General features: G+C 50.1%; 11 protein-coding genes, 1 tRNA gene and 1 rRNA gene (1 of these 13 only partly in view). 11 read left to right on the top strand and 2 right to left on the bottom strand.

Translation table 11 applies throughout. From position 1 onward, the window contains the following. From ACI3EW_RS13835 to ACI3EW_RS13800, 8 genes are all read left to right on the top strand, one after another. Positions 1 to 2,718: ribosomal RNA gene (locus ACI3EW_RS13835) — 23S ribosomal RNA — on the top strand (it extends 169 nt beyond the left edge of the window). Between the two features lie 66 nt (positions 2,719 to 2,784). Then, positions 2,785 to 2,856 (top strand) — tRNA-Gly (locus ACI3EW_RS13830). Between the two features lie 301 nt (positions 2,857 to 3,157). After that, entirely contained in the window at positions 3,158 to 4,477 is a 1,320-nt protein-coding gene (locus tag ACI3EW_RS13825; RefSeq protein WP_117471125.1) for an ATP-binding protein, read from the top strand. A gap of 281 nt (positions 4,478 to 4,758) precedes the next feature. Beyond that, entirely contained in the window at positions 4,759 to 5,502 is a 744-nt protein-coding gene (locus ACI3EW_RS13820; protein WP_118533343.1) for a LytTR family transcriptional regulator DNA-binding domain-containing protein, read from the top strand. A 311-nt stretch (positions 5,503 to 5,813) separates the two neighbouring features. Then, complete coding sequence (locus ACI3EW_RS13815; protein WP_118533341.1) at positions 5,814 to 7,676, top strand: MBG domain-containing protein; 1,863 nt, start codon at positions 5,814 to 5,816, stop codon at positions 7,674 to 7,676. Between the two features lie 191 nt (positions 7,677 to 7,867). Continuing rightward, a complete protein-coding gene (locus tag ACI3EW_RS13810; RefSeq protein ID WP_118533339.1) occupies positions 7,868 to 9,400 on the top strand; it encodes a sodium/proline symporter in 1,533 nt (510 codons plus the stop codon). A 277-nt stretch (positions 9,401 to 9,677) separates the two neighbouring features. Next, positions 9,678 to 10,871: a M20 family metallopeptidase gene (locus tag ACI3EW_RS13805; protein WP_118533337.1), complete on the top strand. Its 1,194-nt coding sequence runs from the start codon at positions 9,678 to 9,680 to the stop codon at positions 10,869 to 10,871. Positions 10,872 to 11,179: 308 nt separating this feature from the next. Then, on the top strand, positions 11,180 to 12,121 hold the full coding sequence (locus ACI3EW_RS13800; RefSeq protein ID WP_118299082.1) for a ketopantoate reductase family protein: 942 nt from the start codon (positions 11,180 to 11,182) through the stop codon (positions 12,119 to 12,121). Between the two features lie 210 nt (positions 12,122 to 12,331). Here ACI3EW_RS13800 and ACI3EW_RS13795 read toward each other — a convergent pair whose 3' ends face one another. Further along, the gene (locus ACI3EW_RS13795) at positions 12,332 to 13,744 is read right to left on the bottom strand and encodes a sensor histidine kinase (protein WP_485663131.1); all 1,413 of its coding nucleotides are present in this window, start codon (positions 13,742 to 13,744) and stop codon (positions 12,332 to 12,334) included. A gap of 252 nt (positions 13,745 to 13,996) precedes the next feature. Next, positions 13,997 to 14,683, bottom strand: a complete 687-nt coding sequence (locus ACI3EW_RS13790; RefSeq protein ID WP_118533333.1) for a response regulator transcription factor — start codon at positions 14,681 to 14,683, stop codon at positions 13,997 to 13,999. 251 nt (positions 14,684 to 14,934) lie between these two features. On the opposite strand from ACI3EW_RS13790, the gene ACI3EW_RS13785 reads away from it, so the two are divergent. From ACI3EW_RS13785 to ACI3EW_RS13775, 3 genes are all read left to right on the top strand, one after another. Beyond that, positions 14,935 to 16,158, top strand: coding sequence for an efflux RND transporter periplasmic adaptor subunit (locus ACI3EW_RS13785; protein ID WP_405580145.1), 1,224 nt, complete (start codon positions 14,935 to 14,937; stop codon positions 16,156 to 16,158). Positions 16,159 to 16,160: 2 nt separating this feature from the next. Beyond that, complete coding sequence (locus ACI3EW_RS13780; RefSeq protein WP_118533329.1) at positions 16,161 to 19,163, top strand: efflux RND transporter permease subunit; 3,003 nt, start codon at positions 16,161 to 16,163, stop codon at positions 19,161 to 19,163. A 165-nt stretch (positions 19,164 to 19,328) separates the two neighbouring features. Further along, positions 19,329 to 20,486 carry a TolC family protein gene (locus ACI3EW_RS13775; RefSeq protein WP_182426868.1) on the top strand — a complete coding sequence of 386 codons (1,158 nt, stop codon included), beginning with the start codon at positions 19,329 to 19,331 and terminating at the stop codon, positions 20,484 to 20,486. The last annotated feature ends 39 nt before the right edge of the window (positions 20,487 to 20,525 follow it).

Genomic DNA, 20,525 nt, shown 5'->3' with positions numbered 1-20,525 from the left:
CATACGCCGGGAACCCGGTGAACTGAAACATCTAAGTAGCCGGAGGAAGAGAAAGAAACATCGATTCCGAAAGTAGCGGCGAGCGAAATTGGAAGAGCCCAAACCGGAATGCGTGCATTCCGGGGTTATGGACCACGACATGTGACCTGTATGGTAATGGAACAGTCTGGGAAGTCAGACCAGAGAGGGTGAAAGTCCCGTACATGAAACCAGAAGGGAGCTAGTGGGATCCAGAGTACTGCGAGACACGTGGAACCTTGCAGGAAGTCGGGGGGACCACCCCCCAAGGCTAAATACTCCTTAGTGACCGATAGCGCATAGTACTGTGAAGGAAAGGTGAAAAGGACCCCGGGAGGGGAGTGAAAGAGAACCTGAAACCCTGTGTTTACAAGCTGTGGAAGCACGTTAAGGTGCGACCGCGTACTTTTTGTAGAACGGTCCGGCGAGTTGCGGATGCTGGCAAGGTTAAGCACTTTAGGTGCGGAGCCGAAGCGAGAGCAAGTCTGAATAGGGCGTCAAGTCAGCATGTGCAGACCCGAAACCGGGTGATCTATCCATGTCCAGGTTGAAGCGAAAGTAAAATTTCGTGGAGGACCGAACGCACATCCGTTGAAAAGGGTGGCGATGAGGTGTGGATAGGGGAGAAATTCCAATCGAACCCGGAGATAGCTGGTTCTCCTCGAAATAGCTTTAGGGCTAGCCTCGTATTAGTCTGGTGGAGGTAGAGCACTGAATTTCCTAGGGGGCGTCAAAGCCTACCGAAGAATATCAAACTCCGAATGCCATACAGATGATGTACGGGAGTCAGACGGCACGAGATAAGTTGGGTCGTCAAAAGGGAAAGAGCCCAGACCTGCAGCTAAGGTCCCAAAGTGTGTGTTAAGTGGAAAAGGATGTGGGATTTCAAAGACAACTAGGATGTTGGCTCAGAAGCAGCCACACATTCAAAGAGTGCGTAATAGCTCACTAGTCGAGAGGTCCTGCGCCGAAAATGTCCGGGGCTGAAACACAACACCGAAGCTCAGGAATGACTTAGGTCATTGGTAGAGGAGCATTCTTAAAGGGGCGAAGCAGTACCGATAAGGAGCTGTGGACTTTTAAGAAGAGAGAATGCCGGAATGAGTAGCGAGATGGAGGTGGGAATCCTCCAGGCCGAATATCTAAGGTTTCCAGGGTAAAGCTGATCTGCCCTGGGTAAGTCGGGGCCTAAGGCAAGGCTGAGAAGCGTAGCTGATGGACAACAGGTTTAGATTCCTGTACCACATGATATCAGAACTGTGGGGACGCAGAGGGATAAGATGACCGGGGAACAGAACTCCGGGCAAGCGTAGGAGGTGTCAGGCAGGCAAATCCGCCTGACAAGCCAAAGGCGTGACGCGGACCGAACTCAAGTAGGGAAGCATCCGATTCCAGCTGCCGAGAAAAGCCGCTATTGTGTATCATGTGCCCGTACCGTAAACCGACACAGGTGGATGAGGAGAGAATCCTAAGGCCGGCGGGAGAAGCATTGTTAAGGAACTCGGCAAAATGACCCCGTAACTTCGGGATAAGGGGTGCCAGAGAGATCTGGCCGCAGAGAATAGGCTCAAGCAACTGTTTAGCAAAAACACAGGTCTATGCGAAACCGTAAGGTGATGTATATGGGCTGACGCCTGCCCGGTGCTGGAAGGTTAAGAGGAGAGGTTAGAGCAATCGAAGCTTTGAATTGAAGCCCCAGTAAACGGCGGCCGTAACTATAACGGTCCTAAGGTAGCGAAATTCCTTGTCGGGTAAGTTCCGACCCGCACGAAAGGCGTAATGATTTGAGCGCTGTCTCGACAATGCACCCGGTGAAATTGAAATACCAGTGAAGATGCTGGTTACCTGCGCCAGGACGGAAAGACCCCATGGAGCTTTACTCCAGCTTGATACTGGGATTCGGTAATGCATGCACAGGATAGGTGGGAGGCTACGAGTACGGAACTCCGGTTTCGTATGAGCCGCTGTTGGGATACCACCCTTGCGTTACTGGGTTTCTAACCATGGTCCATGATCTGGATCGGGGACAATGTCAGGTGGGGAGTTTGACTGGGGCGGTCGCCTCCGAAAGGGTATCGGAGGCGCTCAAAGGTTCCCTCAGAATGGTTGGAAACCATTCGAAGAGTGCAAAGGCAGAAGGGAGCTTGACTGCGAGACCGACGGGTCGAGCAGGTAGGAAACTAGGACTTAGTGATCCGGTGGTATGAAAGTGGGATTGCCATCGCTCAACGGATAAAAGCTACCCTGGGGATAACAGGCTTATCACTCCCAAGAGTTCACATCGACGGAGTGGTTTGGCACCTCGATGTCGGCTCATCGCATCCTGGGGCTGAAGTAGGTCCCAAGGGTTGGGCTGTTCGCCCATTAAAGCGGTACGCGAGCTGGGTTCAGAACGTCGTGAGACAGTTCGGTCCCTATCCGGCGCAGGCGGAGGATATTTGAGAGGAGCTGTCCTTAGTACGAGAGGACCGGGATGGACGGACCGCTGGTGTACCGGTTGAGCTGCTAAGCTCATGGCCGGGTAGCCAAGTCTGGCAGGGATAAACGCTGAAGGCATCTAAGCGTGAAGCCCCCCTCAAGATGAGATATCCCATTCGAAAGAAGTAAGACCCCTTGAAGACGACGAGGTAGATAGGGCAGAGGTGGAAGTGCAGTAATGTATGGAGCTGACTGTTACTAATCGGTCGAGGGCTTATCCAGGAAGGTCAAGTGAAGATTCGAAGGTTGCTGATGTTCAATATGTGGTTTTGAAGGTATGTTACCTATGCACGAGTGGCTCAGTGGTGGAGTATCGCCTTGCCAAGGCGAGGGTCGCGGGTTCGAATCCCGTCTCGTGCTCGCTTTTTGAGGATATCCAGTGTGGGTATCCTCTTTTTTTGTGGAAAAAGAGTTTGCGATGCCTCGTGCTCTTTTTTATAAGGATATCCAGTGTGGATGTCCTTTTTTTGTGAAAAAATCATTTACCAGCGGTGTCTATTATAAAAAGTTGCTTGAAAAAGTTTGCACTTTATCGAAAAAGTCACTTGAAAAAGTTTATATTTTATCAAAAAGTCGTTTAAAAAAGTTTGTTATATCTTATATAACTCCCTTGAAAAAATGAATATTCCGTTGTACTCTATAGAAAAGAGGTGAAATCATTATGCTGAAAAGAAAAATTGAAAAAAAATTAATCGCTTGGAAAAACACAGAAAATCGAAAACCATTGATTATTAAGGGGTGCAGGCAATGTGGCAAAACATTTTCTGTTCTTGATTTCGCAAAGAAAAATTATAAAAATGTTGTGTATTTGAATTTTTTTGAAAATCCAGACTATGTTGCTGTATTCTCAGGCTCTCTGGAAGTAGATACGATTGTTATGATGCTCTCGGCCTTACTTGGTAAGGAAGCAGTCTTTGAAAGTGGCAATACTGTTTTAGTCCTGGATGAAATTCAGGAGTGCCCAGAAGCTCGAACAGCTTTGAAATTTTTTCGCATGGATGGGCGTTACGATGTGATAGGTACGGGATCACTTTTGGGTGTAAAAGGATATGGAAAAGAACCAAAATCGGTCCCAGTTGGGTCGGAAACGGTAATTGATATGTATCCACTGGATTTTGAAGAATTCCTGTGGGCAAATGGAATTGAAACTCCGGTGATTGAACTGTTGAAAACATGTTTGCAGAATGAAAAAACAGTTCCGGAAGCATTGCACAAGCGTATGAAACAGTTGCTCTTGCAGTATACAGTTGTTGGCGGCATGCCGGATGTGGTACAGACATTTGTAAGCACAAAACAGATGGACGAAGTTCTACAGATTCAACGAGATATTGTTCGGTCATATGAAGATGATATGATAAAATACGCAGAAAAAAAAGATAAATCAAGGATCAAAGAATGTTTTCAGTCTATTCCTAAACAACTCAGTAAAGAAAATAAGAAATTTCAGTATTCAATTGTCAAAAAGGGATCTACCGCTTCAAAGTATGCTGGAAGCTTGCAATGGATCGAGGATGCAGGTATTATTGTGCGCTGTTATAATCTTAGTATTACGGAACTGCCTTTAGACGGAAATGCAGAAGAAAATACATTTAAAGTGTATATGCGCGATTGTGGTCTGTTTGTCAGCATGTTGGAGGATGGTACGCAATACGATATTCTTCAAGGAAATCTTCATGCTTATAAAGGAGCAGTTTTCGAAAATCTGATTGCTGATATTTTCAGTAAAATGGGAAGAAAACTTTACTATTTCCATAAAGACAGTGGACTTGAGGTGGATTTTGTGATCCGTTATAAAGGTGAATGCACATTGGTAGAGGTAAAAGCATCTACAGGTAATACAAAAAGCACCAGAACAATCCTGAATCATCCTGAAAAATACCATGTCAGTCATGCAATCAAACTTGGAGACTATAATGTTGGACGTGCGGAACAGATACTTACACTTCCACTCTATATGGCATTTTTGCTAAAAGAAATATAAAAGTGTGCATCTTTTTCAGGGAGCTACGTAGCACTGACTTTATCTAGATATTATACTTCGCAATATATCAAAATAAAGCTGATATATTGCGAAGTGATTGTCTCATCATTCTGCTATTCGATCTGTTTACTTCTCCTTTTATGTCTTTCTGTGTTTGGGAATCTCAAAAATCCAAATTTCGACATCTTGTGCAGGTAGAATTGATTCTGCTGTGAAATCCACTTATAATTTCAGATATAAAAGCTTCAATAAAATATAAAATCTTACGGAGGAACTGTTTCATGCCAGAAGAAAGATACATAACGATCGTCTCGGCGAGGAAAACGATCGCTTTAAGAGTGAGTACGATCTTATATGTTCTGATGAATGGAAAATACGCAAATATCCATGTGCTGGGAGACCAGGTGTATCGGACGACGATGACGCTTGGGGAGATCGAGGAGAAGATCGGGGACGGATTTTTGCGGGTGCATCGCGGCTGCCTTGTGGCTGTCATGGCAATTCACAACGTCACGGATACCATCAATCTCAGTAATGGGGAATCTCTGGGGTATACGGCCCGTAAGAAAGGGGAGATCATGAAAACACTCCGGAATGTCCAGCAGGGCATGATCCGGGAATTTCAGAATCATGGGGTCCCGATGACGAATGATGAGTACCATGACTATTACCGCAGTTTCGATCAACTCCCATTCGCATTTACGGATATCGAGATGGTATTTGATGAGGAGAAACGAGCAGTTGACTGGATCTTCCGCTATGGAAATCCGGAACTTGCGAGGCTGGAAAAACTGCCGTTAGACCGGCTGATCGGAAATTCATTCGGAAGTCTTTTCAGCAATATGGATTCCAAATGGCTTCGAAGCTATGAACGGGCCGTCCTTTACGGGGAGAAACTGGAGCTCATCGACTACAGCCCGGAAATCGATGTGAATCTGAAGGTCACATGCTTCCCGACTTTTCCGGGGCACTGCGGCTGCATCCTGTTCAATATTTCGGAGATCGAATTTGTGAACAGCAGATAGCAACTATTCGTTCCTGTTGCAAGTCTATTCGTTCCAAGTCTATTGATTGGCAAATGAAAAATAGTAGAATAAAGTCTGATATTTGAGCTGGTGAAAAGTTCGATATATTAGGAAAAAAGTCTTATGATGACAACACAAAGGAGATGGCAGTATGAGAAAACGACTTCAAAGAGCAGCCGCGATCGGAATGGCGGCAATTCTATGTATACAGAATGCGTAGTTCGGTCTGACAACATTTGCGGATGAGCTTTCCGACTTCGCGAGGATGGAAGGAATTATGAATGCACAGGCAATGCGCATGACACCGGCAAATGCTGTTAAAAATTTGTCAGGGGGTGCTTGCTGAGGATAGTGATAAAGGAGAAAACGGAGAGATAAAAGAAAATCTGGATGGAAGCAGAGTCTACGATGGAACTTCTGTGGATCTCACACCATCGACAGATGGAGACGGTGCAAGAAGTTATATCGTTGAAAATACAGAGACGGGTGATGTTCTGACAACGGATCCGGTCAATGTGGGAACCTATAAGGCTACGTATTCGGTCGCAGAGGGAACCAATTATCAGGCAGGTTTAATTTCGTATGAATTTGCAATCACAGAAGCCGAGATGAAAAACGTCACGGCGAAGGGATATGATGGAATCTATGATGGTCATTCACATGTGATCGAGGTTTCTGTACAGGATGAGCTTGTAAAAGATGAGGTGGTAGAGTACGGACTGGAGCTGGATACTTATACCGGAACAGATGCACCGGAACTTATCGATGCCGGAACTTATACGGTTTACTATCGGATCACAGCACCGAACTACAAACCTTACACAGGAAGCGCGATTGTAACGATCACGCAGAAAGAGATTCAGGTTGTGACAGCAGATCAGGAGACAACCTATCTGGAAGAAGCTCCGAAGTTTACTGTTGATTCGGTAAAGGGCATGGTAGGAGAAGAAACTCTTGAAAATCAGCATGCTGTTTTATCATTTGTGACTGCATATACAAAAGGCTATGATGTCGGGGAGTATGCGGTTCAGGCAGTGGTAGATGGTCTGAAGAACTATAAGGTAGAGATTGTACCGGGTACATTGAAAGTACAGCACAGAACCCCGGTCTTCACTGATTCCGCAAATCTGTATACAATTCGTGTCTATGACGGAAAAGCTGTGGATCTGACTCCGGCAACGGACGGGGACGGTACGATGAGCCGCGTGATCACGAACCGGGAGACGAATGAGGTCTTAACGTCTGATCCGGTCGATGTGGGAGAGTACCGTGTGGTTTACAGTGTTTCGGAAGGAAAGAATTACACGGAGGGAAGTGTTTCCTACGACTTTGCGATCACACAGGCTCCGCTTGTGATCACTGCAGAGGATAAGAATGTTGTATTCGGAGCAAAAGCACCGGAGTATACAGTTGTTTATGATGGATTTGTAAACGGCGAGACGGAAGCTGTTCTTACAGGAACGCTGGTTGTAACCTGCGATTACACAGTGGAAAGCCGTGAGTATACTTATGAGATCGTTCCGTCCGGACTTTCTGCAAAGAACTATGCGATTACCTGGAAGAATGGCGTTCTGACAGCACGCTATCCGGAGAGTGACAGTGACGATTATGAGGAAACTTCCAAACCGGCGAACAGCAAGATGCCGAAATCCGGAACCAACAACCCGGGACTGGGAGCAACCGCGAAGGATGCGAAAAAAGGCTATGTGAATGAAAATTCCGGTATTGTTTCCGGAAAGACACTTACCGAAGAGATGTTAAAGAATGACAACGGAAGCCTGAATGATGGCTACAGTCACTGGATACAGACAAACACAGGCTGGTGGTTCCGTTACGCAGACGGAAGTTATCCGAAGGCAGCGGGAGCAGTAAATTCCGGATCCGGCAATTCTTCTGCAGCTCAGAGTTATGAGTGGATTCAGATCGATGGAAACTGGTGGGCATTTGATACAGATGGCTATCTGGCTACCGGATGGATCTTTGATCCGGTTTACGGAAACTGGTTCTACGTGGATGCCAACACCGGAATGAAGACCGGCTGGGTCCAGATCGACGGAAAGTGGTATTACTTTAATCCGGTTTCCGACGGAACAAAGGGAATCATGTTCGCGAACCGCATGACACCGGACGGCTGGTTTGTCCGGGAGGACGGAAGCTGGGATGAGAAGCGGTAATGATACCGAAATCAGGATCCCATGAAAATTGAAGAAAGACAGGAAAAGGTCGGCACGGGAAATGTGCCGACCTTTTTTCGGACACAAATCCCTGGAAAACACTTGCAATCCGGCCATTTTCTGATATACTAAACTACATTAACGCTTTATTAAACTAATATAGCAGACTAAAATGAGAGGAAGTATGAAAAATGAATGGAGCAATCATCGGTGTTTTTCTTGTGATCATTGCCTATCTGGTGATGATGCTGGCAATTGGTTTCTTTTATTCTAAGGGAAATAATGACTCCAGTGATTTCTATCTTGGCGGAAGAAAATTAGGTCCTTTTGTGACTGCAATGAGTGCGGAGGCATCGGATATGAGCAGCTGGCTGCTGATGGGACTGCCGGGAGTGGCTTATCTCAGCGGTATCTGTGATGCATCCTGGACTGCGATCGGACTTGCCATCGGTACCTATTTAAACTGGCTGATCGTGGCGAAACGTATTAGGAGATACAGCGCAAAGACGAATTCGATCACACTGCCGGATTTCTTTGCAAACAGGTATCGCGATGACTCGAAACTGTTATTGGGAATTTCCGCAATTTTTATTATTATCTTTTTTGTCCCGTATACAGCGTCCGGATTCGCGGCATGTGGAAAACTGTTCTCCACATTATTCGGAATTCCGTATACGGCGGCTATGCTGATCAGTGCTGTCGTTATTGTCGGTTACACAGCACTCGGTGGATTCATGGCGGCGAGCTTTACGGATCTGATCCAGAGTATTGTTATGACGATCGCGCTTGTCCTTGTGGTATGCTTTGGCGTATCCATGAGCGGCGGTGTCAGCACAGTTCTTGCAAATGCGAGAGAACTTCCGGGATTTTTATCATTAACAGCTACATATAACAGCGAGGCAGGAACCGCTTCCTCTTATGGAACCATAACAACCGTCTCTACTCTTGCCTGGGGGCTTGGTTACTTTGGAGTTCCGCATGTGCTTCTCCGCTTTATGGCGACGGAAAGCGAGGAGAATATATCACTTTCCAGACGGATCGCGACGGTATGGGTCGTAATCTCTATGGCAGTTGCGATCTTTATCGGCGTTGTCGGTTACAGCCTCTCAAAGAATGGCGTGATGGCAGAGTTAAAGGGCTCCGCTTCTGAGACGATCATCATTCAGGTTGCGACACTCTTAAGCCAGCATGGATTCCTCGCGATCGTGGGTGCGGGAATCACACTTGCCGGAATCTTAGCCTGCACGATGTCCACCGCAGATTCCCAGCTTCTTGCGGCATCCTCCGCTGTTTCTGAGAACCTGTTAAAGGGGATGTTCGGCGTAAACCTTACTGAGAAGAGAACGATCCATGTTGCCCGGGCGACGGTTCTCTTTATCGCAGTGATCGCAGTATTTTTAGCGGGAAATCCTGACAGCTCCGTATTTGGAATCGTGTCCTTCGCTTGGGCTGGATTCGGTGCAGTGTTTGGACCTGTCGTTCTTGCGGCATTATTCTGGAAACGTTCCAACAGGAACGGTGCGCTTGCTGGTATGATCGCAGGCGGAGTCATGGTATTTGTATGGAAATACTGCGTTCGTCCGTTAGGCGGTGCATGGAATGTGTATGAGCTTCTTCCGGCGTTTATCGTTGCAATGGTCGTTCTGATCGCGGTCAGTCTTGCGACCGGTGAGCCGTCGAAGGAGATTCAGGATGAATTTGATGCGGTGAGAGAAGGAAAGTAAGCTTCTTAGCGGCTGAGAAGAAAAAATGCGCACTATATTCTCATTACTTGCGTGATGAGGCTGGTGCGCTTTTTTTAGTGCGGAGTGTATTGAAAAGAAAGAGAAAAAGAACTATAATGCACATTAAGAGACCTGACAAGTGGGTTTTTGCCAGAACTTAAAAAAATATTGTGGTGACTGCTGAAGCTGAACAGAGCGTCAGATTTATTTATGCGACGGAACGGCTATGATCCGTCCTATACACCGCAGAAGATAAATGAAAAGGAGATTGTGGACAATGGATGAATTACAGCAGAAAATTGTGGATTATGTAGAAGCAAACGGAAAAACATACCAGCAGATCGCGCTGGAGATCCATGAGAAGCCGGAGGTCAGCAATTATGAGTTCTTCGCTTCCAAACGCCTTGCAGATCAGATTAAGAGTGTCGGGTTCGAGGTGGAGATGCCGGCGGCCGGTCACAGAACGGGATTTGCGGCGAGCTATAAATCAGGGAAACCGGGTCCGGTCATGGTGTTCCTCGCAGAGTATGACGCTCTTGTGGGACTTGGACATGGCTGCGGACATAACCTGTTTGGCGCAACTTCTTCTCTTGCGGCGGCTGCGTTAAAAAGCGTGATCGATGAGGTCGGCGGTGAGGTCCGTCTCTACGGAACACCTGGTGAGGAAGGCGGAGAGAACGGAAGCGCGAAGGGAAGCTTCGTCCGTGAGGGATATTTTAAGGACGTCGATGCGGCTCTTTCCGCACATCCGGGCGTCGGTCATCATCTGACAGAGAAGACACTCGGCTGCGTGCCGATCGATATCGAGTTCTGGGGGAAAGCGTCCCACGCGGCAGCAGCACCGGAAAAAGGGATCAATGCCCTGGATGCCCTGATCCAGACATACAACTCCATCAATGCGCTTCGCCAGCACCTGAGTGATGATGTGCGGATCCATGGGATCATCGTAAACGGCGGTCAGGCGCCGAACACAGTTCCGGATTATGCGGCGGCGAAGTTCTACCTGAGAGCGGCAGCAGCAGACACTCTGAAGGACGTCTACGCGAAGGTTGAGCGGATCGTGGAAGCTTCCGCGATGGCAATGGGCGCAAAGGGCAGCATGAAGCCGTACCAGAACTGGGTTGAGAACATGGTTCCGACTCCGTCCTTCGATGCAGTGTATGCGAAGAATTTGAGTCTGTTCGGGGAGACTGCGGAACCGGCAGGGGAGCGCCTCATGGGTTCCACCGACATCGGAAATGTTTCCCAGGTCGTTCCGGCGATCCAGCCGACGATCAACATCAGCGACGAGCCGATCAAGGGTCACAGCAAGGAGATGGTTGCGGCGGCATGCTCCCAGAAGGGACTTGATTCCATCCTGCTCGGAGCGAAGGTGCTCGCATTCACAGCCCTGGATCTGATCCGGGAGCCGGAGACCTTGAAGAAGATCAAGGAAGAGCATAAGTACGAGGTTGAGCATCAGGCAGACTGATATCGGTCAGAGAATGTGAAAAACGGGGGATAAAAAGACAGTCTATTCTTATGTGCTGATTTCCTCCAAAATATGGAAAATTGAGATTTTAGAGTTGTGCGCGCATTTTTGCAGATTCCGCAGATGCGCGCACTTGTTTACATCAATCATGCAGCAGAATTACATGGAATCCGGAGTGAAAAATACTGATAAAATTACAAGAAAAGGAAAGCAGGTATATTGCAGAAACAAAATGCCTGCAGATTGCCTGGCGAAGTAGTCATCTGCACAACGCAAACGAAAAAGAAACAGAAGAGGAGAACATCATCATGAAATACGTCATCATCGGTGCCGGCGGTACCGGAGGAATTCTTGGATTTTACATGACAAAGGCGGGAAAAGACGTGACACTGATCGCAAGAAACGCCCACCTTGCCGCGATGAAGGAGCAAGGACTTACTGTCCGCCATCTCTGGGATGGAACGACGGAGACAGTCCCTGTCAAGGCGGAGAACATGGAGACTTATGAGAGCATGATCGCCTCCGCCGGGGAAGCTGCGAAGCCGGACGTGATCCTCGTGTGCGTGAAGGGATACTCTCTTGACAATACAGTTCCGTTTGTTCAGAAAATTGCAAAAAAGAGCACAATTGTGATCCCGATCCTCAACATCTACGGGACAGGAAGCCGCCTGCAGAAGAAGCTTCCGGAGCTTCTCGTGACGGACGGGTGTATCTATGTCTCCGCGAATATCGAAGGTCCGGGGGCCCTTGTCCAGCATGGAAAGATCCTGCGGGTCGTATTCGGCGTGCGGGAGAAAAGCGAGTTCCGGGAAGAATTAAAGGAGATCGCAAAGGACTTTTCCGACAGCGGGATCTCCGGCGAACTTTCTGAAAACATCCGCCGGGATGCGCTGGAGAAATTCTCCTACGTCTCTCCGATCGGGGCAGCAGGTCTCTATTATCATGCGACGGCGGCCGATTTCCAGAGAGAGGGCGAGGAGCGCGAGACATTCAAGGCGATGATCCGCGAGATCATGGCGCTGGCGGACGCGATGGGCGTCCCGTTTGAGAAAGATTATGTGAAGGTGAACCTGGAGATCCTGTCCCACCTGGCTCCGGAATCCACGACTTCCATGCAGAGGGATGTCATGGACGGAAAACAGTCGGAGATCGACGGACTCGTCTACGAGGTCGTCCGCATGGGAGAGGAGTACCATGTTCCGACACCGGAATATAAAAAGATAGCGGAAAAATTAAAAACTACAATATAAAATCTGGCAGAAATATTTATGGGAAAATACAGACAGAAGGAAACTTATTAGCAGCCATTCTGTGCAAGTTAGAAAAGTGCAGCTGACTTATTTTTGATAGCTCTGATTATAGCTCAGGGTCATCAAAGAGAGTCAGCTGCACTTTTGATTTACGCGAACAACGAGCTAAAGTCCGCTCTTGCGCGAGACCTTGCGACTGTAGTGATATAATCAGGTTTTGTCTGCCTGCAAAGAAGGTTCGGGCGGGGCAGAAACGGTGACATCAAACCAGAACACGGTTTCCGTGTCATCGGACGATACCCCGTACTTCATGCCGTGGGCGTCGAGAATCGTGCTGACGATCGAGAGACCGATGCCGGTTCCCATGCGGCGGCCGCTCTGGTGCTGGCTTCGCTGGTAGCGCTCCCAGATGATCTCCTGGTCCTCTTTGGAGATCGGGGTTCCGGGGTTTTTGACGGAGAGACGGACCGTTTTTCCGGTCTGTTTCAGGGCGACGGTGATGAGTTCGCCCTCCGGGGTGTGGTTGATCGCGTTGTAGAGGAGATTCCGGAGAACCTGACTCAGCTTTAGCGGATCTGCCGTGATGAATACAGACTCAGGATCTGACTCAAAATGGATCCGGATCCCGTAGGTTTCGGCGGCTGCGGCGCAGTGCGAAGTCTCGGATTCCGCGAGTCCCGCAAGGTCAAAGAATTCCGGATGGAGCCGGATATAGCCGGACTGGAGCTGGGAGTAGTCGAGAATGTCGTTGACCATCTCGCTCATCCGGTTGGATTCCTCGATGATGAGGTCGAGATCTTCATTTCTGGCGTCCTCGTCTTTCCAGTGGATGTCGCGGACGAGCTCCGCATATCCGGAGATCACGGAGAGCGGGGAGCGGAGTTCATGGGAGACATTCGCGATGACTTCTTTCCTGAGGACATCGACTCTCGCGAGTGCCTGGCCGAGAAGTCCGACCGATTCCGCGAGTTCGCCGAGCTCATCATGACGTTTTACATCGGCGCGGGCGGAAAAGTCGTTCGCGGCGAGCTGATCGACCGTGTGCTTGATCGCGAAGATCGGCTTTGTGAAATACCGGGAGCAGACGGCCGCGAGGACGGCTGCGGCGATCGTTAAGAGGATGGTCAGGAGAATGAGCTGGTAGCGGTTGTAGTTAAAAACGGTGTCAGTCCGGATCATGTTTTCGATCAGGAGATAGGCGTCCTCCCCTGCGTAGGTAATCGGAACGCCGATGTGGATGGAAATCGTTCCGTGGTCGCCGTTTAAGACTTTCTGGTAGGAAAGACGGTTTCTGACGTTGGCAAATTCGTCCGTATCCCGGATAAACTCCCAGACATGGTACTCCGGCTCCTGTTCCACGTCAAAGAGAAGATGGCCGTAGCTGAAAATTTCATTGAGTTCCCCCGCATCGTCGGCGAGAAAGATCGTTCCGTCGATCAGGCGGCTGAGGAACGGAAGGAGCTTGTCATCCTCCGCGAGATCGCGGTCAGTCAGATCGTTCATGATCGGCTGCATCTGTTTCAGGGAGGTCGAGAGCGCCGCCTCCGCGTAGGTGTGCTCAAACAGGAAGACCTGGACGAGCCACATAAAGACGGCGGTGAGCGCAACGAGTCCCATCATCATGCCCCAGAGCTGGAAGACTAGACCGGGGGCTTTTTTTTTGTGTGCTCTGTGAAATGACGATTTTGTTTGATTATTCTGATTTGATATATTTTTCATGTTTATTAAATAAATTGATAATATAATCCGGCAGCTGCTTTTCTATGCCTCTGATATTGAGTTTCGTGTATTGTGCGGTGCGTGTCATTCCGTCTGCGCATTTTTCCGTTAAAACGGGATCCATAATGCACAGCGGATTCAAAAAATCGTGATCCGCTACAGATTTTCAATCTTCACGTCCGGATCAAACTTATACCCGACTCCCCACACGGTCTGGATCATGGCGCGGTACGGACCAAGGCGGTCGCGGACGGATTTTACATGGGTATCGACGGTGCGGCCGTCCCCGAAGTAGCTGTAGCCCCAGACATCCTGGAGGAGCTTGTCGCGCCGCAGGACGGTACCGGGATTTTTTGCAAGCTCTAAGAGCAGATCAAATTCCTTTGGAGCCAGGACGAGCTCTTTCCCGGCGACGGAGGCGATGCGGGAATCCGGCCGGATCTCGAGTTCTCCGTATGTAAAGGAATTGCGGACGGGAGTCTTCCGGTTACGTTTTAAGACGGCGCCGACCCGCGCCATCAATTCCTTCGGGCTGAACGGTTTTGAGACGTAGTCGTCCACGCCGAGGTCGAAGCCGGTCAGCTTGTCATATTCCTCGCTCCGGGCGGTCAGCATGATGACCGGGATCTCGCTTGTTTTCCGGATCCGCTCTAACGTCTCAAAGCCGTCGAGTCCCGGCATCATGACATCAAGGATGACGAGGTCAAAATCCGCATCCTGTAATTTCTCGAGTGCGGAAAGTCCGTCCGCGGCTTCCTCACACTCATAATGTTCCACTTCTCCGTAGGTTCTTACGAGTTTTCTCAGACGGATATCATCGTCCACAATTAAAAGTTTTGCCATGCCGGTAAACCTTCTTTCTTAATATTAAAAATCTGCAAATGCTCTTAAATAAGATATATCATAAAATTCCGATCCGGAAAAGCTTCCTCACAAAGTCCTCACAAATTCCTGAAATTTTTCTCACAAAGTGTTCACAATTGACTTTTATAGTAAAACGCGATAATGAAACAAATTCCTGCTTATGGAATGAAACTTTAAGGAAAATTCTGTGGTGCAGGAGTTGACAGGAATGTTATAGGAACTGCAGGAAAGTGAGAGATAGAAGGGAGTATCAGATCATCATGAAGAAAAAGAACATCATCCTGTGCGCGGCGGCTGGTGTCGTTGTCGTTGCGGCAGCGGCCGGCGTGACGGCCATGAAAGGTTCATCCGGCGGTGATAAACAGGGCATGGGCGGTGGTCCGGGAGGCGGACCGGGCGGAATGGGCGAGATGGAACAGCAGACCCAGACGACCGTGGTCCGCGCCGAGGAGCCGGAGACGGGAAACATCTACCTGACAACGGAGCTCACCGGGACTGTGGAGCCGGATGATGTGGTCCATGTCTACGCGAAGGCATCCGGGGACATCACGGCGGTCAATGTCAAGGCGGGCGATACCGTGACGAAAGGCCAGGTGCTCTTTACGATCGACACGGAGCAGGTCGATACGGCGAAGAACTCCGTGGATTCTGCGACGGTCAATCTCCAGAAAGCGCAGAGCGACCTCGCGAGAATGCAGATCCTTTATGATGGCGGCGACCTCTCGGATCAGGAATATGAGCAGTATACAAATTCCGTAAAGACCGCGCAGCTCCAGTATAATTCGGCAAAGACCGCCTACGACCAGCAGGTCGGTTACAGCAGTGTGACGGCTCCGATCTCCGGAAAGGTGGAGAGCTGCAGCGCGGAGGTCTATGACCGGGCGAACATGAACGGGGAACTCTGTGTGATCTCCGGGGAAGGAGAGAAGAAGGTGACATTTTATGTCACCCAGAGAATGCTGGAAAACCTCTCAGTCGGCGATACGCTGACGGTCGAGAAGAGCGGAAAGACCTACGATGCCGTGATCAACGAGATCAACACGATGGTCGATGATGCGACGGGACTTTTTAAGATCGAGGCGCAGCTCGCTGATGCAGATGATGCGGCGACTGGAAGTACCGTAAAGCTCACGGTCACGACCGGAAAAGCCGAGAATGTCATGACGATCCCGGTGGATGCGGTGTATTACAGCGGCGGAAAGGCGTATGTATACCTCTATGAGGACGGAAAGGCGAAGAAAGCTTCGATTGAGGTCGGAATCAACGATGACGATTATGTGGAGGTCACAGACGGACTTTCCGCGGACGATCTCGTCGTGAGCACCTGGAGCAACAACCTGTATGAAGGAGCGGATATCCAGCTTGCGGGAAGCAGCGAGAGCGCGGGTGGCCAGAATGCCCCGACCGGAAATGATAACAGCGCAGCCGGCAGCAGTGCCGCGCAGGAGGGCTGATCATGGGACTTACGAGATATGTATTAAAACGTCCGGTCACGACGATCCTGGCACTCCTCTGTATCCTGGTTTTCGGTATCTCCTCGGTGTTCAGCGCGACGCTGGAGCAGATGCCCGACACGGATCAGCCGATGCTCATCATCCGTGCTTCCTACCAGGGCGCGACGCCGGAGGACATGGATGAGCTTGTGACAAAGCCCATCGAGGACCAGGTCAGCCGTCTGGAGGGCGTAAAGAGCATGTCCTCGACCTCGAACGAGGGAAATGCGATGATCATGCTGGAGTATGATTACGACGCGGACATGGATGACGCCTACAACGAACTGACAAGATCCTTAAACAGCATGCGGGGACTCCCGGATGACTGTACGACGAGCGTCATGGAGATGAACATGAACGGCGGAAACGACATCATGCTCTCCATCTCCCACGACACGCAGGAAGATCTCTACGATTACGTCAACCAGAACATCACGCCGGTGTTCGAGCAGCTCTCCACGGTGGCTCAGGTGGAATCCATGGGCGGTTCCTCCGAGTACGTGAAGGTGGAGCTCGATCCGGTAAAGATGAAGCAGTACAAGGTGACGGTGAACCAGATCACGAGTGCCATGGCGGCAGCGGACCTCTCTTACCCGTCCGGTGACGCGCAGTACGGTGATCTTTCCCTCTCCGTAACGACCTCCGCAAAGGCAGACACGCTCGATGACCTGAAGAAGGTGCCGATCACGACCCAGAGCGGAAAGATCGTCTATCTGGAAGATATCGCGGATGTGTACACGACGGAAGAACAGATGGGCGGCGTGTCCCGCTACAACGGACAGGAGACGATCTCCCTCTCCGTATCCAAGAAGCAGGACAGCTCCGCAATGAAACTTTCTTCCGATGTAAAATCGGCGGTTGAATCCCTGGAAGCGGCAGATTCCGGGCTTCACATCGAGATCGCCCGCGACAGCGCCGACAGCATCAAGTCATCCCTCATGGACGTTGCGCAGACGATGGTCCTTGCGGTCGTGATCTCGATGGTCATCATCTGGCTGTTCTTCGGTGATATCAAGGCATCCCTGATCGTCGGAAGCTCGATCCCGACCTCCATCCTGGTGTCCCTGATCCTGATGACGCGAGTGGGATTCTCCTTAAACGTCATCACGATGAGCGCCCTGGTCCTCGGCGTCGGCATGATGGTCGATAACTCGATCGTTGTCCTCGAGAGCTGTTTCCGTGCGATGGACAAAATGGACGAAAAAGGCTTTGTGGAGTACGCGAAGGCGGCTCTGGAAGGTTCCGGACTCGTTGCCATGTCCGTCCTCGGATCGACTCTCACGACCTGCGTCGTATTTATCCCGCTGACGACTTTAAACGGCATGAGTGGACAGATGTTTACCCCGCTCGGCTGGACGATCGTATTCTGTATGAGTGCATCCCTGCTCTCCGCGGTCACGGTCGTTCCGTTGACGTACATGTTATATAAGCCGAAGGAGCGGGAAAAAGCGCCGCTTTCCGGTCTGATGAAACTGTTGCAGGCACTTTACAGACATGTGCTTCCGACAGTATTAAAGCACAAGGCGATCGTCATGTTAGGCTCTGTCGGACTTGTCGTCCTGACCTTGTTCCTCGCGAGCGGAATGCAGAGCGAGCTCATGACGGCGGATGACAACGGAACGATCTCCGTGACGATCACGACGAGACCGGGACTTCTCGATGAGAAGGCGGATGATATTTTAAATCAGGTGGAATCGATCGTGAGCAGCCATGAGGACGTGGATTCCTACATGCTCCGCTATAACGGCAGCAGCGGTACGGTCAGCGCCTACTTAAAAGATGACCGGAAGATGAGCACGGATGAGATCGTTTCCCAGTGGGAGGACGAAATGTCCGGTCTTGAAAACTGTACGATCGAAGTCGAGGCGTCCTCGTCCATGAGTTTCATGGGACGGAGCCGCGGATATGAGGTCATTTTAAACGGTTCCGATTACGATACGGTAAAAGATACCGCCGACAAGATCGTAAATGAGATGGTTGCCCGCGATGATGTGAAGAATGTCCACTCCGACGTGGAGAACACGGCCCCGGTCGTATCGATCAATGTCGATCAGGTTGCAGCGTCCGCGGAGGGACTGACGGCGGCATCCATCGGACAGCAGGTAAAGACGATGCTCGATGGCACCGAGATCGCGACCCTGACGATCGACGGAAATGAGGTCAGCGTCAAGGCTGAGTATCCAGACGGCATGTACCGGACGGTCGAGCAGGTGAAGAACATGCTGATCACGACGGGAAGCGGCGGAAGTGTCGCACTCTCCGACGTGGCGGATGTCGTGTTCAAGGATAACCCGTCCTCGATCTCCAAGACGGATAAGTCTTACGAGGTTACGATCACGGCCGATTATACCGGTCAGAATGTCAAGAATCTGATCGACAGCGAGGTCGTACAGCCGAATCTTCCGAACGGCGTGACGATCGGAACAAACTCCATGAACCGGATGATGGCGGAAGAGTTCTCCGCCCTGTATCAGGCGATCGCAGTCGCAGTATTCCTGGTATTCGTGGTCATGGCGGCGCAGTTCGAGTCACCGAAGTTCTCCTTCATGGTCATGACGACGATCCCGTTCAGCCTTGTCGGTTCCTTCGGACTCTTAAAACTTACCGGAACGACGATCAGTATGACTTCCATCCTGGGATTCCTGATCCTCATCGGTACCGTCGTAAACAACGGTATCCTCTATGTGGATACAGTCAACCAGTACCGGATGACGATGGACCTCAGGACAGCGCTTGTCGAAGCGGGTGCGACGCGTCTCCGCCCGATCCTGATGACGAGCTCGACGACGATCCTCTCCATGATCCCGATGGTACTTTCCACGGGAAGCAGCGCATCGACGACAAAAGGTCTCGCGATCGTAAACATTGGCGGTCTGACGGCTGGTATTCTTGTCGCGCTGTTCATTCTTCCTGTTTACTATGCGATCATGAATGGCAAGAAGGAGAGAAAGGTACTGGATATTTAAATTGGGGTTTAAAATAAAAGGTCATAAAAAAGGATTAAATTAAGGATTAAATTTAAAGGTTTCATTAAAAAAGGTTTAAAAGGATAAAAAGGTTTTGGGAACACCCTGGGGGAATTTATCCCCAGGGCGGACCTGTATCTGCCGCAGAAAGGAATGGATATCAGCATGAAGAAATGGAAGATTGCAGGCTTGTTCGCTATGGCACTTATGATGAGTGTGACGCCGCTCCAGGCGTTCGCGACCAGCCCGGAATTTGCATATACAGCGGAAAAATGGGCGTCTCTCCAGGATAACAAGCTGGAATACGGGGAGATTGCGGACTTGATCCACGAGTACAACACGACAGTCCGCCAGAATGAGCTGGACTACCAGAAATATAAGGGAAAGACCAGCACGGATATCGCAAAGGAGTATTATGATTCCGCAAGCGAGGTATCCGAGCGGATCAGCTACCCGGACGATGACAGCGCAAACTACGCGGGACAGATCTCCCAGGCGTTAAACAGCGAGATCTCCGTGGATAACCTGACGGAGCAGGGAGATAACAACGTGGATGACGGTGAGATAAAGCGCCTTGGATATGAACAGGCGGAGAAAAGCATCGTGCAGCAGGCACAGAAGCTGATGATCTCCTATTATAGTGGGAAGGCATCCCTGGATACCTTAGAGGATGCAGTGACCCAGGCGGAGACCACATACACCCAGGCGCAGACGAGAAAATCCGCGGGAATGACCCTGCAGTCGGAGGTCGACAACGCGGCGGAGGCGGTTACAAATGTGAAGGCGTCCCTGCAAGCCGCGAAGAGCAGTTTAGAGCAGACGAGACAGCAGCTCATTATCATGTCAGGCTGGAACTACAATGATTCCGTGGAGATCGGAAGTCTGCCGGATGTGGACACCTCCGCAGTTTCCTCCATTAATGTGGATTCAGATATCCAGACAGCTATTGCGAACAACTACAGCATTAAAATTACGGAGCGCAGACTTGCGAACTCCCAGTCGGAGAACAACAGAGCGACTTATACAAGCACACTGTCGAATCAGAAAGACACGGTTTCCACAAACGTGAAGAACGCCTACAACAGCCTGGTACTCGCAAAGGACAGTTACGAACAGGCGAAGACGAACTATGAGCTTGCGGAGAAGGAACGGGCAGCAGCAGAGCTAAGACTCTCCGCCGGAACCATCACAAAGAAGACATACGCAAAGCAGGAATCTGCCTGCCTTTCTGCGAAAACTTCCATGGAATCTGCAAGGTTAAGCTTTCTCACCGCGAAGGTCACATATGACTGGGCTGTGGCAGGACTGGCGTCGGCGTCATAAGTTCCTTTTTGCCGGGAATGATTCCTGTCACAGCAGAAA

The organism is Pilosibacter rotomagensis, from assembly GCF_045062245.2.
Lineage (GTDB): Bacteria > Bacillota > Clostridia > Lachnospirales > Lachnospiraceae > Pilosibacter.
The sequence above is the reverse complement of the archived record's forward strand: the minus strand, read 5'-3'. Positions and strand labels throughout refer to the sequence as shown.

What these genes read in the sequence shown, in the direction of transcription:
- ACI3EW_RS13775 (WP_182426868.1), top strand. Translation starts at nt 19,329, where the DNA reads ATGAAGAAATGGAAGATTGCAGGCTTGTTCGCTATGGCACTTATGATG.
- ACI3EW_RS13810 (WP_118533339.1), top strand. Translation starts at nt 7,868, where the DNA reads ATGAATGGAGCAATCATCGGTGTTTTTCTTGTGATCATTGCCTATCTG.
- ACI3EW_RS13790 (WP_118533333.1), bottom strand. Translation starts at nt 14,683, where the DNA reads ATGGCAAAACTTTTAATTGTGGACGATGATATCCGTCTGAGAAAACTC.
- ACI3EW_RS13800 (WP_118299082.1), top strand. Translation starts at nt 11,180, where the DNA reads ATGAAATACGTCATCATCGGTGCCGGCGGTACCGGAGGAATTCTTGGA.
- ACI3EW_RS13795 (WP_485663131.1), bottom strand. Translation starts at nt 13,744, where the DNA reads ATGATGATGGGACTCGTTGCGCTCACCGCCGTCTTTATGTGGCTCGTC.
- ACI3EW_RS13815 (WP_118533341.1), top strand. Translation starts at nt 5,814, where the DNA reads ATGCTGTTAAAAATTTGTCAGGGGGTGCTTGCTGAGGATAGTGATAAA.
- ACI3EW_RS13805 (WP_118533337.1), top strand. Translation starts at nt 9,678, where the DNA reads ATGGATGAATTACAGCAGAAAATTGTGGATTATGTAGAAGCAAACGGA.
- ACI3EW_RS13780 (WP_118533329.1), top strand. Translation starts at nt 16,161, where the DNA reads ATGGGACTTACGAGATATGTATTAAAACGTCCGGTCACGACGATCCTG.
- ACI3EW_RS13825 (WP_117471125.1), top strand. Translation starts at nt 3,158, where the DNA reads ATGCTGAAAAGAAAAATTGAAAAAAAATTAATCGCTTGGAAAAACACA.
- ACI3EW_RS13820 (WP_118533343.1), top strand. Translation starts at nt 4,759, where the DNA reads ATGCCAGAAGAAAGATACATAACGATCGTCTCGGCGAGGAAAACGATC.